Annotated in this window: 18 protein-coding genes; 2 read left to right on the forward strand and 16 right to left on the reverse strand. The window is 68.6% G+C overall.

What is annotated here, in order from left to right; translation table 11 throughout:
• Nucleotides 1-14: 14 nt before the first annotated feature.
• The 16 genes from IM660_RS10935 to hrcA all read right to left on the reverse strand — a co-directional run bounded on the left by IM660_RS10935 (nt 15) and on the right by hrcA (nt 23,920).
• Nucleotides 15-1,331, reverse strand: coding sequence for a nickel-dependent putative hexonate epimerase (locus IM660_RS10935; RefSeq protein ID WP_193495468.1), 1,317 nt, complete (start codon nt 1,329-1,331; stop codon nt 15-17).
• Between the two features lie 67 nt (nt 1,332-1,398).
• Nucleotides 1,399-3,720, reverse strand: coding sequence for a transglutaminase-like domain-containing protein (locus tag IM660_RS10940; RefSeq protein WP_193495470.1), 2,322 nt, complete (start codon nt 3,718-3,720; stop codon nt 1,399-1,401).
• On the reverse strand, nt 3,717-4,988 hold the full coding sequence (locus IM660_RS10945; RefSeq protein WP_246464907.1) for a DUF58 domain-containing protein: 1,272 nt from the start codon (nt 4,986-4,988) through the stop codon (nt 3,717-3,719). The genes IM660_RS10940 and IM660_RS10945 overlap by 4 nt, the downstream gene beginning before the upstream one ends.
• A complete protein-coding gene (locus tag IM660_RS10950; RefSeq protein ID WP_193495472.1) occupies nt 4,985-5,986 on the reverse strand; it encodes an AAA family ATPase in 1,002 nt (333 codons plus the stop codon). Before IM660_RS10950 ends, IM660_RS10945 begins: the two co-directional genes overlap by 4 nt.
• A gap of 25 nt (nt 5,987-6,011) precedes the next feature.
• Nucleotides 6,012-12,140, reverse strand: coding sequence for an Ig-like domain-containing protein (locus IM660_RS10955; protein ID WP_193495474.1), 6,129 nt, complete (start codon nt 12,138-12,140; stop codon nt 6,012-6,014).
• A 109-nt stretch (nt 12,141-12,249) separates the two neighbouring features.
• Nucleotides 12,250-12,972: an FHA domain-containing protein gene (locus tag IM660_RS10960; protein ID WP_193495475.1), complete on the reverse strand. Its 723-nt coding sequence runs from the start codon at nt 12,970-12,972 to the stop codon at nt 12,250-12,252.
• Nucleotides 12,973-12,990: 18 nt separating this feature from the next.
• Nucleotides 12,991-14,493, reverse strand: a complete 1,503-nt coding sequence (locus IM660_RS10965; RefSeq protein ID WP_193495477.1) for a serine/threonine-protein kinase — start codon at nt 14,491-14,493, stop codon at nt 12,991-12,993.
• The gene (locus IM660_RS10970) at nt 14,490-15,911 is read right to left on the reverse strand and encodes an FHA domain-containing protein (protein ID WP_193495479.1); all 1,422 of its coding nucleotides are present in this window, start codon (nt 15,909-15,911) and stop codon (nt 14,490-14,492) included. The genes IM660_RS10965 and IM660_RS10970 overlap by 4 nt, the downstream gene beginning before the upstream one ends.
• The gene (locus IM660_RS10975; RefSeq protein ID WP_246464908.1) at nt 15,902-16,708 is read right to left on the reverse strand and encodes a protein phosphatase 2C domain-containing protein; all 807 of its coding nucleotides are present in this window, start codon (nt 16,706-16,708) and stop codon (nt 15,902-15,904) included. Before IM660_RS10975 ends, IM660_RS10970 begins: the two co-directional genes overlap by 10 nt.
• A gap of 165 nt (nt 16,709-16,873) precedes the next feature.
• The gene (locus tag IM660_RS10980; RefSeq protein ID WP_246464909.1) at nt 16,874-18,373 is read right to left on the reverse strand and encodes an alpha/beta hydrolase family protein; all 1,500 of its coding nucleotides are present in this window, start codon (nt 18,371-18,373) and stop codon (nt 16,874-16,876) included.
• A 23-nt stretch (nt 18,374-18,396) separates the two neighbouring features.
• A complete protein-coding gene (gene era / locus IM660_RS10985; RefSeq protein WP_246464910.1) occupies nt 18,397-19,341 on the reverse strand; it encodes a GTPase Era in 945 nt (314 codons plus the stop codon).
• The gene (gene ybeY / locus IM660_RS10990) at nt 19,334-19,804 is read right to left on the reverse strand and encodes an rRNA maturation RNase YbeY (protein ID WP_193495482.1); all 471 of its coding nucleotides are present in this window, start codon (nt 19,802-19,804) and stop codon (nt 19,334-19,336) included. The genes era and ybeY overlap by 8 nt, the downstream gene beginning before the upstream one ends.
• A complete protein-coding gene (locus tag IM660_RS10995; RefSeq protein ID WP_193495484.1) occupies nt 19,801-20,856 on the reverse strand; it encodes a PhoH family protein in 1,056 nt (351 codons plus the stop codon). The genes ybeY and IM660_RS10995 overlap by 4 nt, the downstream gene beginning before the upstream one ends.
• 91 nt (nt 20,857-20,947) lie before the next feature.
• Nucleotides 20,948-21,718 (reverse strand): 16S rRNA (uracil(1498)-N(3))-methyltransferase, encoded by a 771-nt coding sequence (locus tag IM660_RS11000; RefSeq protein ID WP_193495486.1) that lies wholly within the window; start codon nt 21,716-21,718, stop codon nt 20,948-20,950.
• Entirely contained in the window at nt 21,715-22,839 is a 1,125-nt protein-coding gene (gene dnaJ, locus IM660_RS11005) for a molecular chaperone DnaJ (protein WP_193495487.1), read from the reverse strand. Before dnaJ ends, IM660_RS11000 begins: the two co-directional genes overlap by 4 nt.
• A gap of 31 nt (nt 22,840-22,870) precedes the next feature.
• Nucleotides 22,871-23,920: a heat-inducible transcriptional repressor HrcA gene (gene hrcA, locus IM660_RS11010; RefSeq protein ID WP_193495489.1), complete on the reverse strand. Its 1,050-nt coding sequence runs from the start codon at nt 23,918-23,920 to the stop codon at nt 22,871-22,873.
• Between the two features lie 116 nt (nt 23,921-24,036).
• On the opposite strand from hrcA, the gene IM660_RS11015 reads away from it, so the two are divergent.
• Entirely contained in the window at nt 24,037-24,885 is an 849-nt protein-coding gene (locus IM660_RS11015) for a DUF3097 domain-containing protein (RefSeq protein WP_193499361.1), read from the forward strand.
• 124 nt (nt 24,886-25,009) lie between these two features.
• Complete coding sequence (locus IM660_RS19745) at nt 25,010-25,519, forward strand: DUF4190 domain-containing protein (protein ID WP_210768961.1); 510 nt, start codon at nt 25,010-25,012, stop codon at nt 25,517-25,519.
• The last annotated feature ends 75 nt before the right edge of the window (nt 25,520-25,594 follow it).

The raw sequence follows: 25,594 nt of genomic DNA on the forward strand, positions 1-25,594 counted from the left end.
TACTTCCTCGCCTTCTAGGGATGCAGCTCGTGGGTGGCACGTGCGGCGAGGCGGTCAGCCGTGGACCACAGGCCGGCCGAGGGCGTGGAGATGAAGAAGACCCGCTCCCCGTCGTCCATCGTGTTCCACCCGTCCCGCATCATCTCCGGATCGTACCGGCGCAACGCCTCCTCCATGTCGAGATAGCCGTAGCCGACCGATTCCACCTCCTCGCGGCTCAACCCGCCGGGGGCGTAGGTGATGCGAAAGCGCCCTTCGGCGCTGCCATGCACCAGGTGTGCCGTGGCGTGCGGGATCTCCTGCATGTCGGCCTCGGTGGCGTACTTCTCCAGGACCTCCGCCTTGCTGAGGTAGCCGTACTTGCGGATGAGGGCGTCCACCTCGGGCTGCTCTCCGAAGCGCTCCACACCGGGGGCGATGATGAGCAGCTCGCCGCCGTCGGCCATCGCCATCCTCGTGCGGTAGACCGCCTTGTTCGCCACCCAGGTGGCATGGAACTCGTCCGCCTGCATCACGGCCACGATCTTGTGCACCGGCTCATCGAAGGTGGTGATGTTCTGCGCCATGCTCGCGCGTGCGGCCGCGTAGTAGGTGTCGAGATCGTCGCCGACGAAGACGCCGGTGTGCACCAGGTGGCCGGCGTCGTCGTAGTTCATCACCACCTGCAGGTAGACATCGGGCAGATGACCGAGGAACTCTTCCTCGGCCCAGTTGAAGCAGGCGCGCACAGGCGTCAGCAAGTTGCCGAGGTTGTTCTCGATGCCGTAGACGGCCGAGGCCATGTGAGCGGCGCCGAGAGTGCGCTTGCCACCTAGGCCGATGAAGTAGTTCTTGTTGTGGTTGGCGAAGCCGAGCACCTCGTGCGGGACCACGTGCCCGATATGGACGATCAGGTCCCACTCCTCGCTGACCGTCATCGTGTTGAGGTCGATCGGCATCTCCCAGTCGACGGCACCCCCCGTCTTCTCGGCCACCACCTCGGCGGGGACGGTCCCGACGTGCGTCACCCCGCCCTTCCAGTCATGGGCGTGGATGCGCTCGTGCGGGATCGAGCCGAACATCCACCGGTTCACCTCCTCGGTGTGCGGCACGTGCTGCCCCAGAGTGGGGATCACGTGCACCTCCACGCCCCGGGCATCCAGATGGCGGTACAGGTGCTCGGTCATCCACCCCACTCCGGCGTGGGCCCGGGTGATGTCCGGTGGCAGCAGTAGCACGCGCCGATAGGTCCCGATGCCGAGCCGCTGCGCTGCCTCCTCCACAAGCCGGTCGCACAACTGCTCGACAGTCTTCCGGTCGATCGCTTGATCCTCATGCTGGAACCACACCATGGCCGACAGGCTAGCCGGGCCAGGGAACCCCGATGGCACTGATGCCGTCAGTTGCCGTGGAGGCGCGTCATCCCCGACGGCGCAGCGACCGCCACGAGAACGCTGCCCGTAGCCGCGCCTTCCAGCCGACGCTGTGGCGCACCTGCTGCACGGTGCGGCGCACGTTGCCCCAGTAGTGGTGCACGTGCTCCTCAGCGGGGTCCGACGGGGCGAACACGGCCTCATCTGCCCGGTCAGCGAGCAGCAGCACACCTGACTCCCCGAACTCCCCCGCCATCGCCTGAGCCGATTCGCGCCGGGTGCGCCCGGAGGGCACCACGACGCCCAGGTCGAGGACCTGATCCTGCAGCTCATCCCACCCTCCGGCAACACGCTGATGGGCTGTGCCGTTGCTGCGCCGTCGGGACCGCCGAACGGCCTTGATCACGGCGAGCAGCAGCAACGGCACCCCGAACACGAGGACCGGGATCGCCGAGGCTCCGGCCACCCAGACCCAGGGGTTGGGCACACTGCCCTTGTCCATTCCCTCCGAGTCGACGTCGGCGTCGTCACGGTCCTGCGGCGGCACGTCGGGACGATCCTGCGGCGGCGGCGGGGGCTGCAGCACCTGCGGCTGCGGCTTGTCGACCGGGTCCGGCTCCTCCACCTGCGGAATCTGATCCTCGGGGGGTGTGGGGAAGAACGGAACCCAGCCCACGCCCTCGAAAGGCACCTCGACCCATGCGACCACATCGTCTCCGGTCAGGGTGACCGTGCCCGCGTCCTCGATGTCGAAGCCGACGACGACGCGCGCTGGATACCCGAGTGAGCGCACCATCAACGCCATCACGGCCGCGTACTGCTCCTCGTCCCCCACGAGTTCCTCGGCCTCCAGCATCTGCGCCAGACGCGCCGCACCATGACCGGCGCGGGAGGGCACCTCACCCTCGAGACCGTGTGAGAAGAATCCGCCGTTGCGCAGTGCCGCGGCGACGGCCTCGATCTGAGCGTAGGGCGAGTCTGCGCCGTCGGAGTAGCCCCCAGCGAGACTTCCGACCATATCGGGCACACCACGCGGTTCCGGAAGCTGCAGCGAGGTGACGCGCAGCTCGGTCACATCGGCCGGCTCCTGTTGGGCCGCCGGGTCGGCGACCACCTCGAAGACGGCCCCTTCGGTGAGGCCCGCCGTCACCAGGCCGGTGTCGGTGACGGTGTTGTAGTAGAAGCTCTCCGTCAGGTCCGGCGCACCGGGACCAGCGAACGTGACGTCAGCGGTCCCGCCCGCGTTCAGCACCCACACGTCCTGGTAGGCGCCGACGCTGACGTCGAGCGTGTACGCCTCGGACGGTATCTCCACCTCGATCCGATCCCCGATGCGGCGGAAGACCCCCGTTCCGGGAGTGGCGGCACCCGTCACGTTCCAGACGGTGCCGTCGTAGGTGTCGAGCGCCGCCAGGCGCAGCTGGGCACCGCCCTCGGGAAGGCCGGTGACGGTGAAGAGGTCATCCGAGCTGAGGTCGTCAGCATAGGTACGGAATCCGGCCAACGGGCTGGGAAGGTCCTGCGGGTCCGGAGGCGGTTCGACATAGTCCCGCAGGACCACGCGAGGGTTCTGCGGCGCGACGGCCATCGACGCGCCGGTTCCCCCGAGTGCTGCCACGGCGAGCACGATGACGATCGCGAGCACACGGTGCAGCTCCAGGCGCCCGGACCGCCAGGACACCCAGGTCAGTGCCGCCACGACAGCGACCACGCCGATCACACCCGCCAGCACCGGTACGTGGGTGCCGAACAGGATGGCCGCTACGAGCACCAGCGCGGGCACCAGCAGGGCGAGCCAGAACCAGCGCGCCCGCAGCGAGAGCGTCACGGCGAGGAGTGACCCGAGGAAGGCCAGCAGGTAGGGCAGCAGCAACACGGCCCCGTAGCTGCCCAGTGGTGGGGTGACCGTCAGGACTTGCTTCCACACGGTCACGATGCCCACGCCCATGAGCTGCCAGGTGGTAGGGGTCGGCAACACGCCAGCCACGGCCGTTCCCGGGGCAGCCGCGGCTCCGCAGACGAAGAACACCACGACCGCGACCGAGGTGACCGTCAGGACCCCGTGCCGGTAGACGGCACCGACCACCGCAACGGCAGACCCGAGCAGCAGGCCGGCCGTCACCGTGATGTAGAAACCGCCGGTGAGGTAGACCGAGTGCAGTGGGAGCAGCGCGAGCAACAGCAGCAGGACCGGTACGAAGGTGTTGACGATCCGGGCCGGACTCCACCACGAGACGAACCGGCGGGTCAGGGTGCCCGAACCACTCCCACCTCTCGCTCGGGATCCAGCATCGCGGACTGCACGACGTTCTCGTCGGGGAGAACGCATATGCGTGGATTCCTGGGCGGGGCCGCCGTTCGCCGTCATCGTTGCAGCCTCCGGAAGCCCCGCGGCAGGTCCTCGAGCCTGCCGAGCTCGAGTGCTGTCACCGCGCCGAGCCGGTGCGCGGAGACCTCCGCACCGGTTCGGCACTGCACGGCCAGCGCCCGCACACCAACGGGGAGGACGGCTCCTGCGGCGCGGATCTGGTCCGGCCCCACGGCCGAACCGCAGACCAATACGGCGACCGTGGCACCGGCAACCTCACGCGTGACCAGCCGCGCGAGATCGGACAGGCGCCCGGGGCTGCGCACAGTGTCCAGGCGCGTGAGCGTGTCGAGCAGGTCACGCGCACTCGTGTGGCTGAGGGTTCCCAGCTGGGTCATCGACGTCAGTTCGGATTCGGAGCGGATGGTGTGCAGACCCAGCGATCCGACCACGCTGACAGCGAGCTCGAACTCGTCCGCGTCCGCGTAGTCGTGGCCGTGGACCGAGAGCGCCGTCACCAGGTGCGTGCGGCGGGACTCCTCGAACTGGCGCACCATGAGCGTGCCCACGCGGGCGGAGGACCGCCAGTGCACATACCGGCGGTCGTCACCGGGTACGTACTCCCGCAAGGCGTGGAACTGCAGGTCTGAGCTGGTGATCTCGCGAGAGGCGTGCCCGTCGAGGTCGTGCAATGCACCGGCAGAGGCCGGACCCAGCGGCACGGTGCGCGGGTGCACGTACAGCTCCTCCGGCTGCGTCCACTGGACCGAACGTTTGATGAGTCCGAATGGATCGCCGCGCACCGATCGCACCGGCCCTACCACGAGCACGGCGCGCCGCTCAGTCGGGATCGCGAACAGTTCGTCGTGCTCGCCGCCCGCCCGCAACGCCGGCAGCGCGAACCGGGCGAGGTTAGGGCCGACGGGGAGTTCCAGCCGTGCCGGCATCACCGGACCAGAACTGGTGTTGCGCACCTCGATGCCACCCATCGCGCGTTCGCCGGCAACCACGCGTCCGTCACGCAGGCGCAACGTGATGGCATACGGGTGCCGGCCGATGGCGAAGAAGCCGCAGACGACGAAGGTGGCCACCAGCGCCGCACCGAGCACCACCAGCTCGAGCCATCCCAGCACGGCACCGGCAATCCAGGCACCGATGCCGAGTAGCACGCACATCCATGCAGGAAGCGTGACCCAGGTGAAGATCGAGCTGGTGCGGCGCATCGAGCCTCGCAGGCTCTCGACGGCGCGCGTGATCGAACGGGTGCTCCAGCCGCGCCGGGTGCCCGGTGCCGCGACGCGCCGGGAGTCCGTAGCGGGCGATGTCATGAGGCTCCGGCTGCCCCTCGCTGGGTGGGGGGCGCGACCTCGGAGACGATCCGGGCGATGACGGCCCCCGGGTCGGCACCCTCGAACTCGGCCTCGGCGTCCAGGATGATCCGGTGGGCGAGGACGGGCTCGGCCAGGGTTTTGATGTCGTCCGGGATCACGTAGTGGCGCCCGTGAGCGGCTGCCCAGACCTTGGAGCAGCGCACCAGCGCCAGGGCACCACGCACGGACGAACCGAGGGCAACCTCCGGGGCGTTGCGGGTCGCCTCCACAATGGTGGTGACGTAGGCGAGGATCGCCGGGTCCACGTGGACGGCGGAGGCCAGGTTCGCCATCTCTGTCACGGCTGCCGCGGCGATCACTGGGCTCAGCGTGCTCGCACGGTCCTTGACGGCGGAGCCCGCCAGGATCCGGACCGTGGCGTCCGAGTCGGGGTACCCGAGCGAGGTCCGCATGAGGAACCGGTCGAGCTGAGCTTCCGGCAGCTTGTACGTGCCGGCCTGCTCCACGGGGTTCTGGGTAGCGATCACGACGAACGGCTGCGGGACGGAGTGAGGCTCACCGTCCACAGTCACGCGGCCCTCTTCCATGACCTCCAACAGAGCGGACTGCGTCTTCGGCGAGGCGCGGTTGATCTCGTCCGCGAGGACCACCGAGGCGAAGATCGGACCGGGGTGGAAGGCGAATTTCTGGGTGGCCTGGTCGTAGATCGTCACGCCGGTCACGTCCGAGGGCAGCAGGTCCGGGGTGAACTGGATCCGGCTGTGGCTGGCCTGCACCGTGGCCGCGAGGGCCCGCGCCAGTGACGTCTTGCCGGTCCCCGGGTAGTCCTCCAGCAGCATGTGCCCGCCGGAGAGCAGGCAGGTGAACGTCAATCGCACCACGTGCGACTTGCCGAGCACAGCGGCCGAGACGTTGGCGACCAACCGCTCGAAGGTGTCCGAGAACCAGGCGGCCTGGTCGGCCGTCATGGGGGCGGCGGTTGCTGTGGCGGTCATGTGTGCCTTTCCTTCACGAATGGCGTCACCAGGACGAATTCTGGGCGTAACTGCCATTGGGGCTGATGGTGAGCTGGACGGTGCCGCCGCAGTTGGCACCGTAGTGCGGTGGGGTGTACCCCGGGTAGCCGATCTCGGTGCTTCCGTTGGCCGAGCCGATGTGTTCGGTGTAGGGGCCGCGGGAGAAGTTCCCGCAGTTGCCGCCACCCACGGCGAACGACACGTTGTAGTTGCCACGGTCACTGCTGGTCATGTTCGCCCAGTTGAGCTGGAAGGTCCGGCAGCCCGAGCCTCCGCTGTCACAGTTGATCTGGCGACCCTGAGTGACCCAGACTCGTGGTGGATCCGGCGGCGGCGGCGGTGGTGTCGGGTCCGCCTCGGCCCGCTGGCTGTCGCGGGCGTACGGTCCGCCCCCCTGTGTCCCGCTCCACTGACCGTGCTCGTTCAGCACCTGGACGCGGATGTTGTGGTTCTCCTCCCACGCTCCGCCGACGGTGGTCGTGCCGGACCGGCCGTCGACGCGGGTCCAGCCACCGCCGTCGACCGAATAGCGAGTCGCAACGAGTGCTGCACCGTTCGTGCTCGCAGGAATGTCCCACGCGAAAGTCACTTGCCGCAGGTTTGCTGAGGACGTGATGGAGATGACCCCGTTCCCCGGCGCTCCGTAGGTAGAGAACTGCGCCGACGGGTCGCTCCACTGCCCGCAGTAGGTGTTGCAGGCGCGCACCTCGATCCGGTAGTTCGTCCCGTCCTGCGGAACGGTGATCTGGTTGCCGCTCGGCAGTGACTGCACCGAGCCCCCGTTCAGCCGGTACTGGTAGCCCGAGATCTGCTGGCCATTGTTGTTCGGTGCCGTGTAGCTCACGGTCGCCGTGTTGTCGTCACCCGTCGGTGACGCACTCACTCCGCCGGTCTTGCCCGGCGCACCGAAGGAACGCACCTCCTGCGAGCCCGGGGAGACCTCCGACTCACCGGACCGGTTGATCGCCACGAGCGTGAAGTAGTAGTAGTGCGCGTTCTCGACCTGCACCTCGCGCGAGGTCTCGTTCGCTCCCGGGGTGAAGGTCTGCGCCAGGGCATCGTCCTGGTACATCCGCAGCTCGTAGGACGAGATCGGATCGCCGTTCGCATCCGGGGCAGTCCACGAGACCTGCAGCCGGCCACCGGCGGAGTCGTCGATGCGCGACGCGTTCGGCGCCTGTGGCCGCAGCGGCGGGCCCGAGGGGTGCTCGGGAACCGACCACGCGCTCCACAACCCGGGCTCCGGGGCATCGTTGATCGCGCGCACCCGGAAGGTGTAGTTCTGCCCGTTCGTCAGGCCCGTCCAGGTCATCTCCGTGCCCGAGACCGACTGCTGACCGGCACCGTCAGAGGGAGAGATCTGCACGTCATAGGTCGAGATCGGCGTGCCCTCGTTCACCGGCTCGGACCAGTCCAGGGTCAGCTCGCCGTCGCCGAACTCCACCGAGGGCGCCGCCGGCGCCTCGGGTCGCACGTCCGGTGTGGCCTCGGCGGAGGCGGCACTCTCCGGGGAGTCGCCCACCTCGTTGGTGGCCAGCACCGTGAAGGTGTACGTGGTGCCGTTCGTCAGACCCGTGATCGTGCACGTGGTCGTCGGGCACGCCTGCGATCCGCCGCTGTGGCCCACTGTGTACCCGCTGATGGGCGCGCCGTTGTCCTGCGGTGCCGTCCAGCTCAGCGTCACCTGCCGGTTCGCGACCTCCTCCACCAGTGGAATCGTCGGAGCCTCCGGTACACCCAGCACGGCCGCCGTGATCTGCCCTTCGACGGCGCGGCTGGTCTCCCCGGTGGCGTCCACCACCGTGTATGTCACGCTCATCCGGCCCACGAAGTCCGCACCCGGGGTGATGGTCACCTGGTTGCCGCTGACCGAGGCCGACCCGTCACCGTCGGTCACAACCGTCCCGATGATCTCCCTGGCCTCCCCGGGGAACGGGTTGGAATCGTTCGCGAGTACATCCACCGCGACCGACTCACCCTGATGCACTTCACCCAGGTCGTCCGGATTGGTGGAGATGAGCGGGCGGTTGCTGGCTGTCGAGCGCAGCTCGATCGTCGCCTGCACCGGCTCGGAGTCGCCATCGGTCACCTCGATCACGAGGTCCTGAGTCGATCCCGCGGGTGTGTCCTGGTCTGCGGAGACCGTCAGGATGTACCCGTCCAGCGACGACTGGAATCCCGGCGCTTCTTCAGCGATCCGGTACTGAAGGTCGGTGGAGCGCCCATCCGGGTCCTCAGCCAGGCGCGCGATATCGAGCGAGACCTCCTCGCCGCCCTGCTCGGCGGCGAGGGACCCGTTACGCATCCGCGGCGGCTGGTTGTCGGTCGAGATCACCAGGATGTCGAGCGTGACCACTGAAGTGAGGATGTCGTCGTCATTGATGTCGAGGGCATCGGTCACCTCGAACGTGAGCGTGGCCGGACCGGCGTAGGTGTCGTCGGAGGTGTACTGGAGGGTGTCGCCGTCCACCACCGGGTTCGAACCGTCGGAATTGGTGGCCCGCACGGAACTGGTATCGGAGAGTTGGACCGGCTGACCGCTGAACGCCACCACGTACTCATTGATCTCGATCGTCTCTGTGACGCCGGTCTCGACCTCGATCACCTCCGTGTCGGGTCGAAGCACCGGGCCGGTGTCCTCGGTACCGGGCACGTCGATGAAGGCGTAGGAAACCAGTCCGTCGGAGTCGGTGACCCGGTAGGTGACCACCTGCCGCGTCGGAGTGAGGGTGATCTGCACGCCCTTGCCATCCGGGGAGGTCGCCGTTTCCTGGTCATCCGGGATGTCGACCGTGAGTGCCTCGACGTTGCCGTCAGGGTCGGAGTCGTTCTCGAGAACGTCGACTGTCACCACCTCCCGGTCCAGGATGGCGGACGGAGGGACGACGTCGTCCACGGCCACGGGGGGCTGCAGTGGGCTGTCAGGATCGACTGTCACCGTCAGCAACCCGCTCGCCGTGCCGCCGTGCAGGTCGCTCACGTGGTAGGTGAGGAGGTAGTCCCCCGCAGCCTCCGGCGACGTGAGTGTGACCTCACCGTCGCGCACCTGCGGCTCCGTCCCCGCATGATCACTGAACGCCGGGTCATCGAACGTGAGCTGGTCGCCGTCGGGGTCGGTGTCGTTCGCCAGTACGTCCACCGAGATCGGCCGGCCCGGGGGCACGGTGATCTCATCGTTGACCACGACTGGGTCGCGATTGACCCCGGGTGGCGGGATCACGCCGATGGTCACCTCAGCGGAAGCGATCGCACCCAGACGATCACGAACCGAATAGGTGAACTCGTCGGTGCCGGCCGAGTCCGTGAACGCCTGGTAGTCGATGTAGGTGGCACCGACTTCCACCACCCGCCCCAGCGCCGGCGGAGTGTCGACGCCGAGTAGTTGAACGGAGTCACCGTCGGGGTCGATGCCGTAGGTCTCGATCGGGATGCGGATGCGTTCCCCGGAGAAGGCGCGCGTCTCCACGTCCCGTGGTTCCGGCGCTCCGTTGGCGTCGTCCGCGCGCGCCTGAACGTAGAGGCGGATCGTGGCCGAATCCTCCCGGCCGAACTCGTCGACGATCCGGTAGACCGCCGTCAGCGTGCCAGCTTCGTCCGGGGCCTGGAAACGCACCACATCGCCCGCGGTGAACATCACCCCTGCCTCCGGTGCCTCCGCGATCTCGGGGTCCAGTGAGAACTCGAACCCGTTCGGATGGGAGTCGTTGCCGAGCACCGGGATGGTGACATGGTCACCGGCGCGCACGCGGACCTCGTCGGGCACGGCGATCGGTGCCCGGGTGCCCGTCTCGGCATCCAGCGGCAGCACGAGCACCTCACCCTGCGCCGAACGAGTGCCGTTGGAGACGGTGTAGTCGATGGTCACTGGTGATTGGAGGGTGCGGTCGGAGGTGATTCGCAGCACCCGGTGCTCGAGGATCGAGACGCGCAACCCATAGCCCTCGGGCACGTCGATCTGCTGGATCGCCAGTACTCCCCCTGCCGGGTCCTCGTCATTGGCGAGAGCGTCCACCAGCACCGTGCCTGCAGGAGGAAGGTACGCAGTGTCGGTCGCGGCCACCGGGTCGAGATTCTCGGGTGCGCGCACCGACACGCGCACCAGGCCCGTGGCGGACAGTCCGTCATCGTCGGCCACCACGTAGACGACGTAGTAGTCCCCCGGCGAAGCGGCCGTGAAACTGAAAGTGTTCGAGCTGGCGTTCTGCCGCACCTCGGCACCGTCCGCGGACTGGACATTCGCCAGCCGCAGCGGCCGGTTGTTGGGATCGAGGTCGTTCGCGATCGGGTCAATCTCGATGGTCTGATCCACGAAGGCCGTCTCGTAGTCGAAGACTGCCGTCGGCGGCTGGGCCGCCGCGGGAAGGATGTCGACATCGATCACCACCTCAGCGGTGGCGAATCCGTCGCTGACCTCCATTCGGACCTGCCGCTGCCCCGTCGAGACACCGGGGTCGACGATCGAGACGAGACCGTTCGGGTTGGACTGCACCTGCAGGCCGGCATCGTCGAGGGTGCGCGTGACGTAGACGGCGTCCCCGTCCGGGTCCAGCACATCGTTGAGCACGTTCACCTCGACCGACTGACCTGAGGCGATCTCGGCCGTGATCTCAGTCAGTTGCTCCGGCGGGTTGTTCTCCGATGCCGGTATCACCTCCAGGTCGACCGTCGCGGTGTCCGTCCCGCCGCGACCGTCACTCGCGGTGTACTGGAAACTGGTGATCCCACTGGCCCCAGGAGCGACCCGCACCTGCAGGGCGCGGCCGCCGAGCACGGTCTCCACCTGACCGAACGCCTCCGGGATCTGGTCCTCCGGAGATGCGGTGAGCAGATCACCGTCGGCATCAGAGTCGTTGTGCAGCACCGGGAGCACGGCGATCCGGCCGGCGCGCACGCCGAAGGAGTCCGGAATCGCCACCGGTGGCCGGTTCTCGGCCTCCCGGTCGAGCTCCACCTCGCGCTGCTCGAGATCCTGAGACTCCTCTTCTTCCGTCTCGTCCTGCTCCGTCGGAGGGATCGAGGTCTCCCAGTTGTCGACCAGGATCAGGGCGTCCTCGACCATCCAGGAGTTGCCCGAGGCCAGCTCGTTGAGCACCACGTAGGACCGGTTCACGCGGAACACGAGTTCCCCGCCGGTGGCAGAGGGAACCTCGAGGGACTCCGGTGGTTGATCGCCACACTGTCGTAGGTACCCGGCCGGGAGCGCGGCCCAGGCGCTGTGGACGCAGCCGGCCACCTGTACCGGTTGCGCCGGCTGGCCGGCCGAGGGCGAGCGGGTCACCTGGGGCTCGCTCCCGTCCAGCGGCACGGTGACGAGAGCATCGCTGGTCGCGATCGCCACGACGTCCCCGTCGCGGCTGGGAGCCTGCAGCCGCGCCGAGGCGCCGTCGACCTCCAACCCGGTCAGATCCACTGGATCCTCGCCCGGCCGCACCATCGTCAGGGCCTGAGTCTGCGTATCGAATGCCAAGGCAACCGGTTCGGAACCGACGACGGTCAGCTGCGTGGTCGCATCGTCGAAGAGCGCAGCGTCGACCTCGGTGATCTCAGGCTCGAGACGGTCCTGCGGGCTGAACGTCAGCAATTCCCCATCGGCGGTGTCGAGGCCGTAGGCGGTGCCGTCGTCGGCAATCGCGTGCGCGGCGCCCTCCCCGAGGACTGCTTGCGGCTCTTCGGTCGACTCCGTGAGCACGTCGAGCTGGTCGAGCCCGAGCACGCGCCACTCGCCGGTCTCCTCCACGAGCACGCCGACGGCGCCAGCCCCCAGTTGCACGTCCGAGCCGGTCGGCAGCGGTACCGCACTGCCCCGCACGGCTACCGACACCGGATCCACCCGTTGCAACGTCTGGCCCGCCCGGTCGCGGATCAGCACGACATCCTCGCGCTGCAGCAGGTCCACGTCCTGACTCAGCGCAGCCAGAGAGGCATCGATCTCCCCCACGGGGTAGTTCAGCCGGCCCACCAGGATCGACTCGTTGTTCGAGACCCACACACCGCCGTCGTTGAGATCGACGTCGGCCGTGGCGACCCCCTCGTAGTTCAGGCTCAGCGCCACCACGGTACCCAGGACCAGCGACAGGACAGTCGCACTGGCGACACTGCGCCTACTCGGGCGCGTCCGAGTCCTCAGCTTCACGCGATTGCCTGCCCCTCGATTACCTGTCCTGTGCCACCGCACAGTCTAGGTCGACGATCGCGGTCCGGTGAGGGGTACAAGTCCCCATGCACACTCTGCCCTACGCTGGTCAGTTCTCAGCCTCTCCACCGGCCCCGGCGGCGGCCTTCTCGGCGTTCGCCTCGAGCAGCTCCAGATCTGCCGCGACCACGAGGCGCGAGGCGACAGCGTGTTCGACCAGCCGTGCCCGCCTGTTCACGGCGAGTTGTCCCGGTGCCCCCCGCAAACCCCGCACGCCGAACCTGGCCAGCTTCTCGCACACATTGTCGAGCTTGCGGTTGAAGCGGGTGATCGCCCATCCGAGGCGCGCGGCCGCTTGGGCGGACGTCGGAATCGATGCAGTCGAGCCACGCCCGCGGAGCACAGGCTCGGCCAGCGAGATGATGAGCAACTTCTGCGAGTCTGTCATGCTCACCGGTCCGATCGTGGTCTCACCGACCTGGGTGGACCCGGGCGAGGCGGCCTCGAAGCTCGGCGAGTCGCCCACGATGCCCAGCTCGTAGGTCGTCGGGCCGGCGGTGAACAGCACCGAGGTGTGCGCGAACACCAGCGGCAATCGTGCCCCGGGGGCGAGCCATGCCTGCATGTTCCCGTCCGAGTCAGCCACCGTGGCCGAGATGCGGCTACCGACGTTCTCCAGCCACCACAGGTCTTCATGCTGGGAGATGGTCAGGAACCGGCGGTGCAGGTACGGGTTGTCGTCGATCTCCAGATCGCCCTCACGCCCGATCTGGAAGGTCTGCCCGTCCGATACGTCGAACCACTCCCCGCAGAACTCCACCTGGATGTTCATCCCCTGGTTCCTTCCGACTCACACACACTCTTCCGGATTGTCCGCCTCCGGCGATACCGCCCGGGACTCCGAATCGATGCTGATCACCATCACGCACACCCGGTCCCCGTCGTCACTGAAGGTCACCTCAGTCGCGTTCCCGACCGTACGGTACTCCCCTTCGGTGACGCCCTCGGTCACCTGGTAGGCGAAGTCCAAGCCGCCCTCGTACACCGGAGCCGTCCACGAGACCCGGATCTCCTCACCGTCGCGCTCCAGCACCAGCTCCTCGGGAGCGGGCGGTTCCTGGGCCACAGTGACGGTCGGCGGCACATAGGTCGGTCCCGACGGGTCGTCCGGCCCGGGGTCGTCTGCGCGCAGCGCGCTGTAGGTGACCACTGTCACAGTGCCGGCAACTACGATCGCCGCCGCACCCGCCACCAGGGCCGTCCGCCAGCCTCGGCGCGCCGGCTCGTCCTCCTGGTGTGGTGAGGGGGGTGAGCCCCAGGCATCCGGCGACGGCGGAGCGTCCGTCGGGACTGCAGGCTGCACCCCACGTAGCCGTGTGGCCGCGTCGTCCTGCGCTCGCGCGGGCACCGTACTGATCGACCGCACGCGGGTGCGGTCGCCGTCGTCAAGTTCGGACGGCGTCTCCATCCAGGATGTGTCCGGCACGTCGAGGGCCGTCGGCGTCAGGTGCAGTTCCTGCTCGACCTGGTGGATCGCTCGTGCCAGCTCGGCGGCGGACCCGAACCTCCGGGCGGGATCCTTCGCCATTCCCCGGGCGAGCACTGCCTCGAGCGAGGGTGGAACGTCATCACGCCCGATCGGCGGCACTTGGTCACGCTCGATCCGGGTGATCAGGTCCAGCGCCGTGTTGGGGCGACCCGGAAGCTCGAACGGCGAGCGCCCGGCGAGCAGGGTGTAGACAGTGGCAGCTAGGGCGTAGACATCCGCCGGAACCCCGCGGGGGGCGTTCTCGGCGAAGAACTCCGGCGCCGCCCACGGGATCGACATACCAGCCTGGTCGCCGTCGGCCGCTGCCGGAGTACCAGTCGCGACGGAGATGCCGAAGTCGGTCAGCGCGGGCCACCCGTAAGCCGTCGTCAGGACGTTGGCTGGCTTGATGTCACGGTGCAAGATGCCCGCCCGGTGAGCGGTCTCCACCGCACCGGCGAGCCGGACCGCGATCCGCAGGCACTCGGCCACACCCAGACGCTCGTTGCGATAGCGCACGGAGAGGTTGGGGCGTGGGCAATACTCCATCACCAGGTAAGGACGACCGTCGGCTGTGGTGTCGGCGTGGAAGATCGTCACGATGGACGGATGGGTGGATAGCTGGGCCATCAGGTTGGCCTCGGCGGTGAACTGCTCCCGCCCCTCCGCCGTCACGGCACTGGCGAGCAGAGCCTTGACCGCCACTTCGCGCGCCGGCATGAGCTGGCGGTAGAGGAATACGTCGGCGAATCCACCGCTGCCCAGGAGCCGTTCATAGGTGTAGCCGGGGATCTGCGGGGGTGCGGAGGGTGGCCGGCGGGTCACGGTGCCGGCGTCTCGATGGTGCCTGTCACGCCGTCACCCAGGTCGACGGTGGTCCCCGCCCGCACCGGTACGGCCTCGCCGGCGTGCAACCTCCGCGGGGCGCTGCCGGGGAGCACGACGATCGTGCCGTTGGTGGAGTTCAGGTCGGTCACCAGCAGGTGGTCGCCCTCGCGGCGCAGCTCCACATGGGTGCGGGAGATGTCCTGCTGCGGACTGGGGACCGTCACCAGTCGCGGCTCCACCCCGGCTGCGAACCGGCTCGACTCCGGCGCCCTTCCGATCAGCACCGGACGATCGAGCGGGACACGGATCCCCGTCGAGAGCAGCAGCACCGTCTCAGGCTCCAGCGACGTTGCCGGCTCACCCGAGCGCACGTCCGATTCGCCAGGCACTCCGGTCAACGTCGCGTCCCGCATGGCCGCGACGTCGGAGACCAGGATGGTCGACCCGTCATGATCGCCCTCCCAGGCTCCATCGGCCTCGAGCGTCGAGGCATGGGCCGGTGGGGCGGCGGGGCCGGTCTCCGCCCGACGGCGCGGGACCCTGATCGTGTGCTCGTCGACATCGTCGCCGGCGCTGTCGGTGGCGCTGGATTCACCGGGTGCGGCGAAGGGCGCCGGTGGCGGGCTCGGCTGGGATGAGCGCACCGACCACGGCAAGGAATCGATGATGCCCGACTCGGCCGGAAGGTCCGGCGGGGGCTCGATCCCAGGGTGCATGGTCGCCTCGGACACCGGTCCGGGCTCGGGCGGGTTGGCATCGGCCGCACTGGAATCAGCGACCGCGTGCTCTGCGCCCTGCGGCTCAGCCAGTTCTTCGGGATCCGGCCCTGCCTGCGAAGCCGACACCGATTCGGAGGCAGTCGCGGGTTCGGCCGGCGGATCGGTGGGCGGCTCGGGCTCGCCAAGGACCGGTGGGACCGCTTCCGATGATGCGGACTGCGATTGCGGGGTGGACAGCTCTCCGGCGGACTCGCCAGGCGCTCCCCACGTGAGAGCGTCCGCCCGCACGACTCCCGCGACCAACGGCAGGGCGTGCGCATCGGCCGCTGCGTCGTCGCCGGCCAAGATGGTCACCGAGGACGACGCGGCCGGAACCACGGCCTCTCGCCACGTACTCATCCCCTCGGCGCGCAGGGCCTGGTCCCCGACGATGACGACCGTGCCGCCACGCACCAGCACGCGCAGCTCGGGCCCGGCGCGCTGCACCAGCGCGAAGTCCGCCAGCCCGGTGATTCCCCCACCGGCCAAGGTCTCCAGCCACTCACCGATCCCCGTGCCGTCGGCCATGGACTGCCACAGCGCGATGACGTCCTCCTCGGCATAGGACGGATGCAGCAACGCACTGCCGGAGACCGTCACGACCGCCGTCCAGGTACCGGGGCGATAGCGCGCCGCCCGCTCATCGGTCATTGCCATCGTGATTCGTCCCTCCCACCGGTGCGTCGTTCTCCTCTGGGCACCGTATCGGCGACGTCACCCTCGTCGCCCACAGAGGTGGGCCGGGGCGCAGTCGCCCTTACGTCCGATCCTGCCGTGTCGACCACGATCACCGAGACATTGTCGCGCGCACCGCCGGTGGTCGCCTCCGCGATCAGGCGGTCGACAGCCTCCTGGGCCGAATCCACCTCCCGCAGGACGGCTCCGATCTCGACTTCGCTGAGCTCGTCCGTCAGGCCATCACTGCACAGCAGGAGCCGGTCGCGCGAGCCGGCGCGCAGCCGCCAGAAGTCGGCATCGACATCCGGTCCGGTGTCGACGGCACGCGTGATGACATTCCGCTGCGGATGGCGTCGGGCGTCCTCCGGCCCCAGAGCACCGGCGTCCACCATCTCCTGGACGACGGAGTGGTCGACGCTCACCTGAGCCAGCGTGCCCTCACTGAGCCGGTAGATGCGCGAGTCCCCGACGTTGAACACAAGCCAGAACGGCTGCGACTCGTGCACGGTCAGCACCGCCCCTGCCGCCGTGCTTCCTGCCGTGACGGGACGTCCCTGCGGATCGTGCTCACCGACCCCCCGGATCGTGCGCTGGGCCGTGCGAATCGCTTCCTGGATCTCTTCGGGCAGCACCTCGCGGTCGGGTTCGCATCGGCCCGCCAGCTCCTCGAACGCCGTCACCACGGCTCGCGACGCGAGCTCACCATGGACGTGCCCGCCCATGCCATCAGCAACGACGAACACCGGCGGCTTGGCCAGCACGGCGTCCTCGTTCACCGCACGCCGACCACCCGTGTCCGTCCCGACACCCCACGCGACCTGCACCCGAACGCCTCATCCCTTCCGCCACCTGGACGCCGGGTCCAGGTCGTGGAGACGATCCTAAAGGCTCCACAGCCGGTCACCGGCACGCCGAGACCCGCCCCGGACCCCGAGGCAGCCTCAGAACAGGGTGGGAAACACGCCCCAGTAGGCACAGATCAGCAGCAGCGACATCGCGCCCACGTGCGTGGTCCACCAGACCGTCGCGTGCCCCAGCGCCAGCTTGCGCCCGCCGAGCGTGCGCCAGGCGTTGACCGCGGCATCGACGGAGCGGACCCCGACGGCGACCGCGAGGATGCCGAGGGCGTGCAATGCCACCCAGCCACCGTTGACGACGAGGTCGTCCGTCCGGTAGTTCAGGGCGAGGTCGGCAACGTAGGCGACGTAGGCGACGAAGACGACGAGCACGGCGACCGCACTCATCCCGGTGGCCGCGGTGTATCTCGCCAGCGGAGGTGGTAACCGCCGCGGTTCGCGACGGCGCAGGAGGGTCACGACCCGGCCACCGAACCAGACCAGCGGACCGGCAGCCAGCAGCACCACACTCGCGAACAACGTCCACACGAGCATGTCCCCGTTCGCGTACCAGCGCGGATGATCCACCGGGGCCGCCCGGAACTGCTGCTCCGGCTGGGCTCCGGCCACGTGCGGGGCAGCCTCGGCAGTCTCCGGCAGGCCGAGAACCCACCGCGCCAGCACGTCGAGGAATCCGTCCGCGAGCTCACCGTCCACACGCAGACCGTGGTTGGCGCCCTCGAAATAGCGCACCGTGAGCGCGTCGTTGCCGACCTCGGCGATCGCGTCCTGGAGCACCAGCGGTCCCTGCACGATCGGCATCGAGACGTCGGCGGTGCCATAGACCATCAGGACCGGCTGATGGAGCTGACGCAGCCACGGGACCGCGTCGAAGTCGGCGTACTCGAACCCGCCACCGGGCGGCTGCGCCCCGATCCCGCGAGGAATCGCGCGCAGCAACGCATCCGGAACCCCGACGTTGCGCAGGTACTGGTCGGCGGCGAAGGCGATTTGCTCACGCGGTGGGACGACCGGAGCAGAGACGAGGGCGACGAACGCCACGCGAGGCTCGATGACGGCCGCCACGGGAGCGATCCAGGCACCCTCACTCTCCCCGTACACCCCGACGCGGCTGGGGTCGACCCCGTCACGGTCCCGCAGGAACCGCCACGAGACGAGGTAGTCCTGCGCCATGGCGGGATAGTTCCGGCTGGCGGTGGTGTAGGTATCGAGCCGCTTGGCTGGAACAAGCACATAGACGCCGGCACTGGCCATAGCGACGGCCTGCTCGGTGAAGTTCGTGTGTGATCCCGTCCCCGCACCGTGCATGAACACCACTCCGGGTCGCAGCTCGGGTGCGCCGACCGGAGACGTGAGGGTCGCGAGTACCTCGGCACCATCGAGCGTGATCTCGACGACCTCGCTGGAGACCTCGTAGGTCCCGACCGGATCGGTGACGACGTCGGAGCCGATCTCCACCTCGTCCGCCTCGGGCACGATCATCTGGTCGAGGGGTTGCGGTGTCCACCGTGGCCCGGTGAGGGAACCGATGAGCCCGAAGCCGATGACGATGACGAGCACCACCACCAGCTTTCGGTACTTCACCCTCCCACTCTAGACAGCACGGCTCAGAACCCCAGACGCTGCAGCTTCTTCGGGTCGCGCTGCCAGTCCTTGGCGACCTTGACATGCAGATCAAGGTAGACGGCGGCACCGAGCAGCGCTTCGATACCACTGCGGGCCCGGGTTCCCACGTCCCGCAACCGTGCGCCCTTGGTGCCGATCACGATGCCCTTCTGCGACTCTCGCTCGACGAACAGATTCACCCGCACATCCAGGAACGGGCGTCCGTCCTTGGACCGGTGCTCACGTTCGACGATCTCCTCGACCACGACCGCCAGCGAGTGTGGCAACTCGTCCCGCACACCTTCAAGGGCGGCCTCGCGGACCAGTTCGGCCACCATCACCTGCTCGGGCTCGTCGGTCAGCTCCCCGCCCGGGTACAGCGGGGGCGAGACGGGCATATGGGCACCGAGCACGTCGATCAACTCAGTCACCTGGTAGCCAGTCATCGCTGCGACCGGGATCACGTCCGCCCACTGACCGAGCTCGGAGACCGCGAGCAGGTGCTCGGCCAACCTCCCCTTCGACACCAGGTCGGCTTTCGTGACGACCGCCACGATCGGCGTGCGGGTCTCGGCAAGCTTCGCTGCGATGAACCGGTCCCCTGGGCCCACCTTCTGGTCAGCGGGCAGGCAGAACGCGATCGCGTCCACCTCCGCGAGCGTTCCGGTCACGAGTTCGTTGAGGCGCTCCCCGAGAAGCGTGCGAGGACGATGAAGCCCGGGGGTGTCGACGAGGATCAGCTGAAGGTCCTCCCGGTGCACGATGCCGCGGATCGCGTGCCGGGTGGTCTGCGGCCGCCCCGAGGTGATCGCCACCTTGTGACCCACGAGCGCGTTCGTCAGGGTCGACTTTCCAGCGTTCGGGCGGCCCACCACACAGACGAATCCGGCACGGTGATCGGGTGGGACGCCGTCGGGCATCGCTATCACCGGAGTGTTCTCAGACATCGCTGCCACCTGATTCCCGTGTGGCCAGGAAGGTGAGCAGAAGCTGACGCTGCAGACCGAACATCTCCTTCTCCTCCTCCGGCTCGGCATGGTCGAAGCCGAGCAGGTGCAGGATGCCGTGCGTGGTCAGCAGGAGCATCTCCTCCTCGGCCGAGTGCCCCGCTGTGACGGCCTGCGCGCGCGCGACCTCCGGGCAGACGACGATCGAGCCGAGGATGCCCTCGCTGAGGTCCCCCTCGGCTCCGGGCCGCAACTCGTCCATCGGGAACGAGAGCACATCCGTGGGGCCCTCCTCGTCCATCCATTGCACGTGCAGCTCACTCATCACCTGGGCATCCACGAAACGGATCTCCAGCTCGGCCTGAGGGTGCACGTGCATCGCATCGAGCACGTGCCGCGCGAGGGCCGCGAACTCCCGCTCATCCAGGCGGTCACCGGATTCGTTGGTGATCTCGACACTCATCGGTGCTCCTTGTCTGAGCGCTGCTGTCCTCGCAGATGCTCGGGTCGGGCCGACCGCGCGCTCGGGCGGGTCTCGAACCGTGAGTACGCGTCGATGATGTCGGCGACGAGCCGGTGGCGCACCACATCCGCACTGGTCAGACGGCAGAACGTGACGTCGTCGATCTCGGTCAGGATGTCCTGCACCACCCGCAGTCCCGACTCCGCACCGCCGGGCAGGTCCACCTGCGTGACGTCACCGGTGACCACGATCCTCGACCCGAAACCCAGCCGGGTCAGGAACATCTTCATCTGCTCGGCCGAGGTGTTCTGAGCCTCGTCCAGGATGATGAAGGCATCGTTGAGCGTCCTGCCGCGCATGTACGCCAGCGGCGCCACCTCGATCGTTCCCGCGGCCATCAGGCGCGGGATGGACTCCGGATCCACCATGTCGTGCAAGGCGTCGTACAGCGGCCGCAGGTAGGGGTCGATCTTGTCGTTCAGGGACCCCGGCAGGAACCCCAACCGCTCCCCGGCCTCAACGGCCGGACGGGTGAGGACGATGCGGTTGACCTGCTTGGCCTGCAGTGCCTGCACCGCCTTCGCCATGGCCAGGTAGGTCTTGCCCGTCCCGGCTGGTCCGATACCGAAGACGAGGGTGTTCCGGTCGATCGCCTCGACGTACTCCTTCTGCCCCATCGTCTTGGGCCGGATCGTGCGCCCCCGGCTGGAGAGGATGTTCATGGTGAGCACCTGCGCAGGGCGCTCGGCCGCGGGATTGGTCAGGATGGTGATCGCTCGTTCGACGGCATCGGCGGTCAGCGGCTGCGACGAGGAGGCGATCTCGCTCAACTCGTCGACGAGACGTTCGGCCAGCGCGACGTCGCCGGGCCGGCCGGTCAGCGTGACCACATTGCCGCGCACATGCACGTCGACCGTCGGGAAGCCTGATTCGATGGCTTTGAGCACCTCATCGCGCTGACCCAGCAGCGCCACCATCGGCACGTGGTCAGGAATAGTCACCTGGTGCTGGACGCTGCCGTCGGCAGCGGCGGAAGAACTGGTCTCGGTCATGGGCGGGGCGCAGTGCCCGGACTTCCCCTCGTGGATCGGATGGAGCAGAACACGATGGTACCCAGTGCCGTCATCGGCGGCGCAGCGGATATTACGCCCACCGGCCCAACCGCTCGGCCAGCAGGGCGAGCGCGACCGGCCCGGCCGTCGAGGTGCGGAGCACATGCGGGCCCAGCCGCACACTCTGCGCACCCGCGGCGACGAGAGAATCGACCTCGGACTCGGTCAGGCCACCCTCAGGTCCGACGATGACGAGCACCTCAGGTGCCTCGGTACCGACCTCCGCACTGGTGATCGGCACGCCGGCTTCCTCGTGCAGCACCAGCACAGCGCTTCCCGAGGCCACCTTCTCGGCGACCTCATCGATCAGCTGCGCCCCGACGATCAATCCCCGGACCTGCGGAACCCAGGATCGGCGCGCCTGCTTCGCCGCTGCCAGCGCCACCTGCTGCCAGCGCGCCTCACCCTTGGCCGCCTTCGGTCCTCGCCATTGCGAGACGGACCGCTCCGCCTGCCACGGCTGGACCGCGTCGACGCCCACCTCCGTACCGGCCTCTACCGCCAGCTCGTCGCGGCCGCCCTTGGCGAGCGCCTGCACCAGCACCAGCACCGGGCGGGACGCCGCCTCCACCGTGACCTCGTCGGCGACGACATCCACCCCGGCCCCGTGACCCGTGGTGACGTCCGTCACCGTGGCGCGCACTCGGCGCCCAGCCCCATCGACGACGTCGATCACCTCACCGGCGCGGACGCGCCGGACGGTGGCGGCGTGCCGGCCCTCCGCACCGGTGACGGCGACGGCCTCACCCGGTGAGACGCCGTCGAGATCTCCCTCCGGGACGACGAAGACGGGACGGCTCACCGGCCGTGCAGCTTCTCTCGCAGCCGGGAGAAGACCCCGTTGCCCGCCGGCGACAGACGCGCCTCGGGACGTTCCTCACCGCGTAAGCCTGCCAGCTCGCGCAGCAGCGTTTCCTGGGAGTCGTCCAGCTTGGTCGGTACGGTCACCTGGACGTGTACGTGCAGGTCCCCGCGGCCGCCTCCGTTGAGGTGACCGATGCCCAGGCCCTTGAGCGTGACGATCTCGTCCGGCTGTGTGCCGGGTCGGATATCCAGCTCGCGGACGCCGTCGAGCGTCTCCAGCTCCAGGACGGTCCCCAGTGCGGCCGCGGTCATCGGCAGCTCGGTGGTGCAGTGCAGATCATCGCCACGGCGGGTGAAGAGCGGGTGCCGCTTCTCCCGGACCTCGACGTACAGATCCCCGGGAGGGCCACCGGCCGGGCCGACCTCGCCCTGGCCGGTCAGCTTGATCCGGGTGCCGTCGTCGACACCGGCGGGCACGTTCACACGCACGGTGCGGCGCGTGCGCACCCGCCCTTCCCCGGCGCACTCGGTACACGGGTCGGTGATGATGGTGCCGAAACCTGAGCAATTGGCACACGCTGAGGTGGTCATGACCTGACCGAGGAACGAGCGAGCCATGCGCTGCACCGATCCGCGTCCGTGACAGACCTCACAGGTGGTCGGACTCGTCCCGGGGCGGCAGCACGAACCCTGACAGGTGGTGCAGATGACCGCGGTCTCGACCTCGATGTCCTTGCTGACGCCGAAGGCCGCCTCGGACAGCTCCAGCGAGATGCGCAGCAGCGCATCCTGACCCCGTCGCGTCCGCGAGGCGGGGCCACGACCGCCACCGCCACCCGAAGCGGCCTGGAAGAAGGTCTCGAAGATGTCCGAGAATCCGAACCCGGCTCCTGCGCCGCCACCACCGCCGGCACCCGGGTACTGGCCCATGTCGTACATCTGCCGCTTCTCGGCGTTCGAGAGCACCTCGTGCGCGGCAGCGATCTCCTTGAACTTATCCGCATTGTCCGCACCGGCGACGTCCGGGTGGTGCTGCCGGGCCAGCTTGCGGTAGGCGCGCTTGATCTCCTCGGTGGTGGCGTCGCGGGAGACTCCGAGGGTCGCGTAGTAGTCGGTCACGTGTTGCCTTCTTGGGTCGCGGGTGTGGGCGTCAGCCGCCGAGGAAACGGGAGAGGTAGCGTGCGACCGCCCGGACGGCGGCCATGGTGGTCGGGTAGTCCATACGCGTCGGACCGAGGATTCCGAGCTGACCGACCGACGCAGCGCCCTCGCCACCGTAACCGCTGGCGACGATGGATGCTTCCTGCAGGTTCTCATAGTGGGTCTCGCGGCCGATCCGCACCGCGAGCGGGTGATCACTGCCCTGAGACTGCTCGGCGTCCTCGGCGGCCATCTCGCTGAGCAGACGCAGCAGCACCACGTGCTCTTCGAGAGCCTCCAGGACCGGTCCGATTGTGCGGGTGAAGTCCAGATCGGAGCGCGCGAGGTTGGCCGTACCGGCCATCACGATCCGCTCCTCGGCATCTTCGGAGAGCGTGTCGGTAATCGTGGCGAGCACCGCGGTCACCAACGCACGGTCCGCGGGTGGGAACGCCTCTTCGACGTCGGTCAGCACCGAACGGAGCCTGGCGGCGTTACGCCCTGCCACCTCGGCGTTCAGCCGGGCACGCAGCTCGGCGACCATCGTCTCGTCAAGGTCCTGCGCGGCCTCCACCGTGCGCTGCTCGACACGTCCGTTCGCGGTGATGATCACCACGAGCAGATGCCGTGCGTCGGTGGGGATCAGCTCGACGTGCCGCAGCGCCGAACGCCGCAGCGACGGGTACTGCACGACTGCGACCTGCTGGGTGAGGTGCGCGAGCAGCCGCACGGTGCGCTCCAGCACGTCGTCCAGGTCGACCGCACCCTCGAGCAGCTCGGCGATGGCGCGCCGCTCCACCCCCGACAACGGTTTGATGACCGAGATCTGGTCGACGAACAGCCGGTACCCCTTGTCGGTGGGGATACGGCCGGCCGAGGTGTGCGGCTGGGCGATGTACCCGTGCTCCTCCAGGGCGGCCATGTCGTTGCGGATCGTGGCCGGGGAGACGTCGAGGTTGTGGCGGTCCACGAGGTTGCGCGACCCGACGGGTTCCCGGCTGCGCACGTAGTCCTGCACGATCGCCCGCAGCACCTGCAGCTGTCGCTCCGAGCTCGACATTCCACCTCCCTGGATCAGCACTCGACGTCGATGAGTGCCAATTCTACGTGCTGCGGCTCCCGGCCCGCGTGCCGCTCGGTCTGCCACGCCAGCGCACGCCGTAGGCTCGCCGGGTGATGAACGACCGTTACGGCACCGACGTCCTCAGCAGCGACCCGCACCAGCGGACCCGTCCGACCGCCATCGAGACTCCGGCCACACCCGGGCTTGTCGTCGAGGACGTCGAGACCGGCTGGGTCGGCGCCGTGACGGGAGTGGAGAAGAGTGGTGGGCAACATGTGGTCGTGCTGGAGGACCGGCGCGGCCGCACCCGGACCTTCCCTCTCGGCGCGGGCTTCTGGGTTGACGGCTCACCCGTGCGCCTCGTGCCCGACCGTCCGGCACCGGCGAAGGCCGCTCCGGCCAGGACAGCCTCCGGCTCCCTGGCCGTGGCCGGGGCGAGGGCGCGTGTGGCACGCGGCTCACGCATCTGGGTGGAAGGTCGTCACGACGCCGAGCTCGTGGAGAAGGTCTGGGGGGACGACCTGCGGATCGAGGGTGTCGTGGTCGAGCTCCTGGACGGCGTGGACAACCTGGACGAACGTCTCACCGAGTTCGGGCCCGAGCCCGGCCGGCGGGTGGGGGTGCTGGTCGACCACCTCGTGGCGGGAAGCAAGGAGTCCCGGGTGGCCACCGAGGTGACGCGACGATTCGGTGCACAGAATGTCCTGATCGTCGGTCACCCCTATGTGGACGTCTGGCAGGCTGTCAAACCGGCACTGCTCGGGTTGGACGCGTGGCCGCATGTTCCCCGGGGCACCGATATCAAAGTCGGCACGCTGACGGCGCTGGGCTGGCCCGCCGCGAACCAGGCCGATATCGCCCGCGGGTGGAAACGGATCCTCGGGACTGTCCGCGACTACCGTGATCTCGAGCCGAGCCTGCTCGGACGGGTCGAGGAACTTGTCGACTTCGTGACGGCATAGCCGCCTGCCGCCGCATCTGGACCGCTAGGGTGCTGTTCCAGGACGCACGACCGGCGGCACCGGGACAGTCCCGCTCCGATCGACATCGTCGTGCGCCTGTGCGAGATGCTGGAGGGGGACGTGCATGAGTTACTACGACAACCCACCCGGTGGCAGCCCACCCGGCGGCACGGGCGGATACGGTCCGCCACCGGGCGGTGGCTACGGCGATGACTACGGCGGCGGTTACGGGAGCGGCCAGGGATACCCACCGGGCAGTGGTTCTGGGTACGCTCCCGGCTCCCCGTACGGTCCTGGCATTCCCGGCCCATCTGGCCCAGGCCCCGGCGGGCCGGGAATGCCGCCCGGTGCGGGCGGACCCGCGTGGAACTACCAACCACCGGCCGAGCATCCGCAGGGCGTGATGATCCTGGTCTTCGGGCTCATCGGGCTGCTGGCCTGCTTCCCACTCGGGATCGCAGCCTGGGTGATGGGCCAGCGCGCCATCAATGAGATCGACGCCTCCGGCGTCTACTACTCCAACCGCGGCACCATCCAGGCCGGGCGGGTGTGCGGGATCATCGGCTCGGTTCTCGGGGTCCTCTACATCGCGTACATCGTGTTCATCGTGGTGATGATCCCGATGGGCCTGTGAGACCGCGCGCGACCCCGGTGCTGCCGAACCGGGGGCTACACGGGAGTGCACACCACCGCTAGAGTCCGGCGTGAA

The sequence above is a fragment of the Ruania alkalisoli genome, assembly GCF_014960965.1.
GTDB lineage: Bacteria > Actinomycetota > Actinomycetes > Actinomycetales > Beutenbergiaceae > Ruania > Ruania alkalisoli.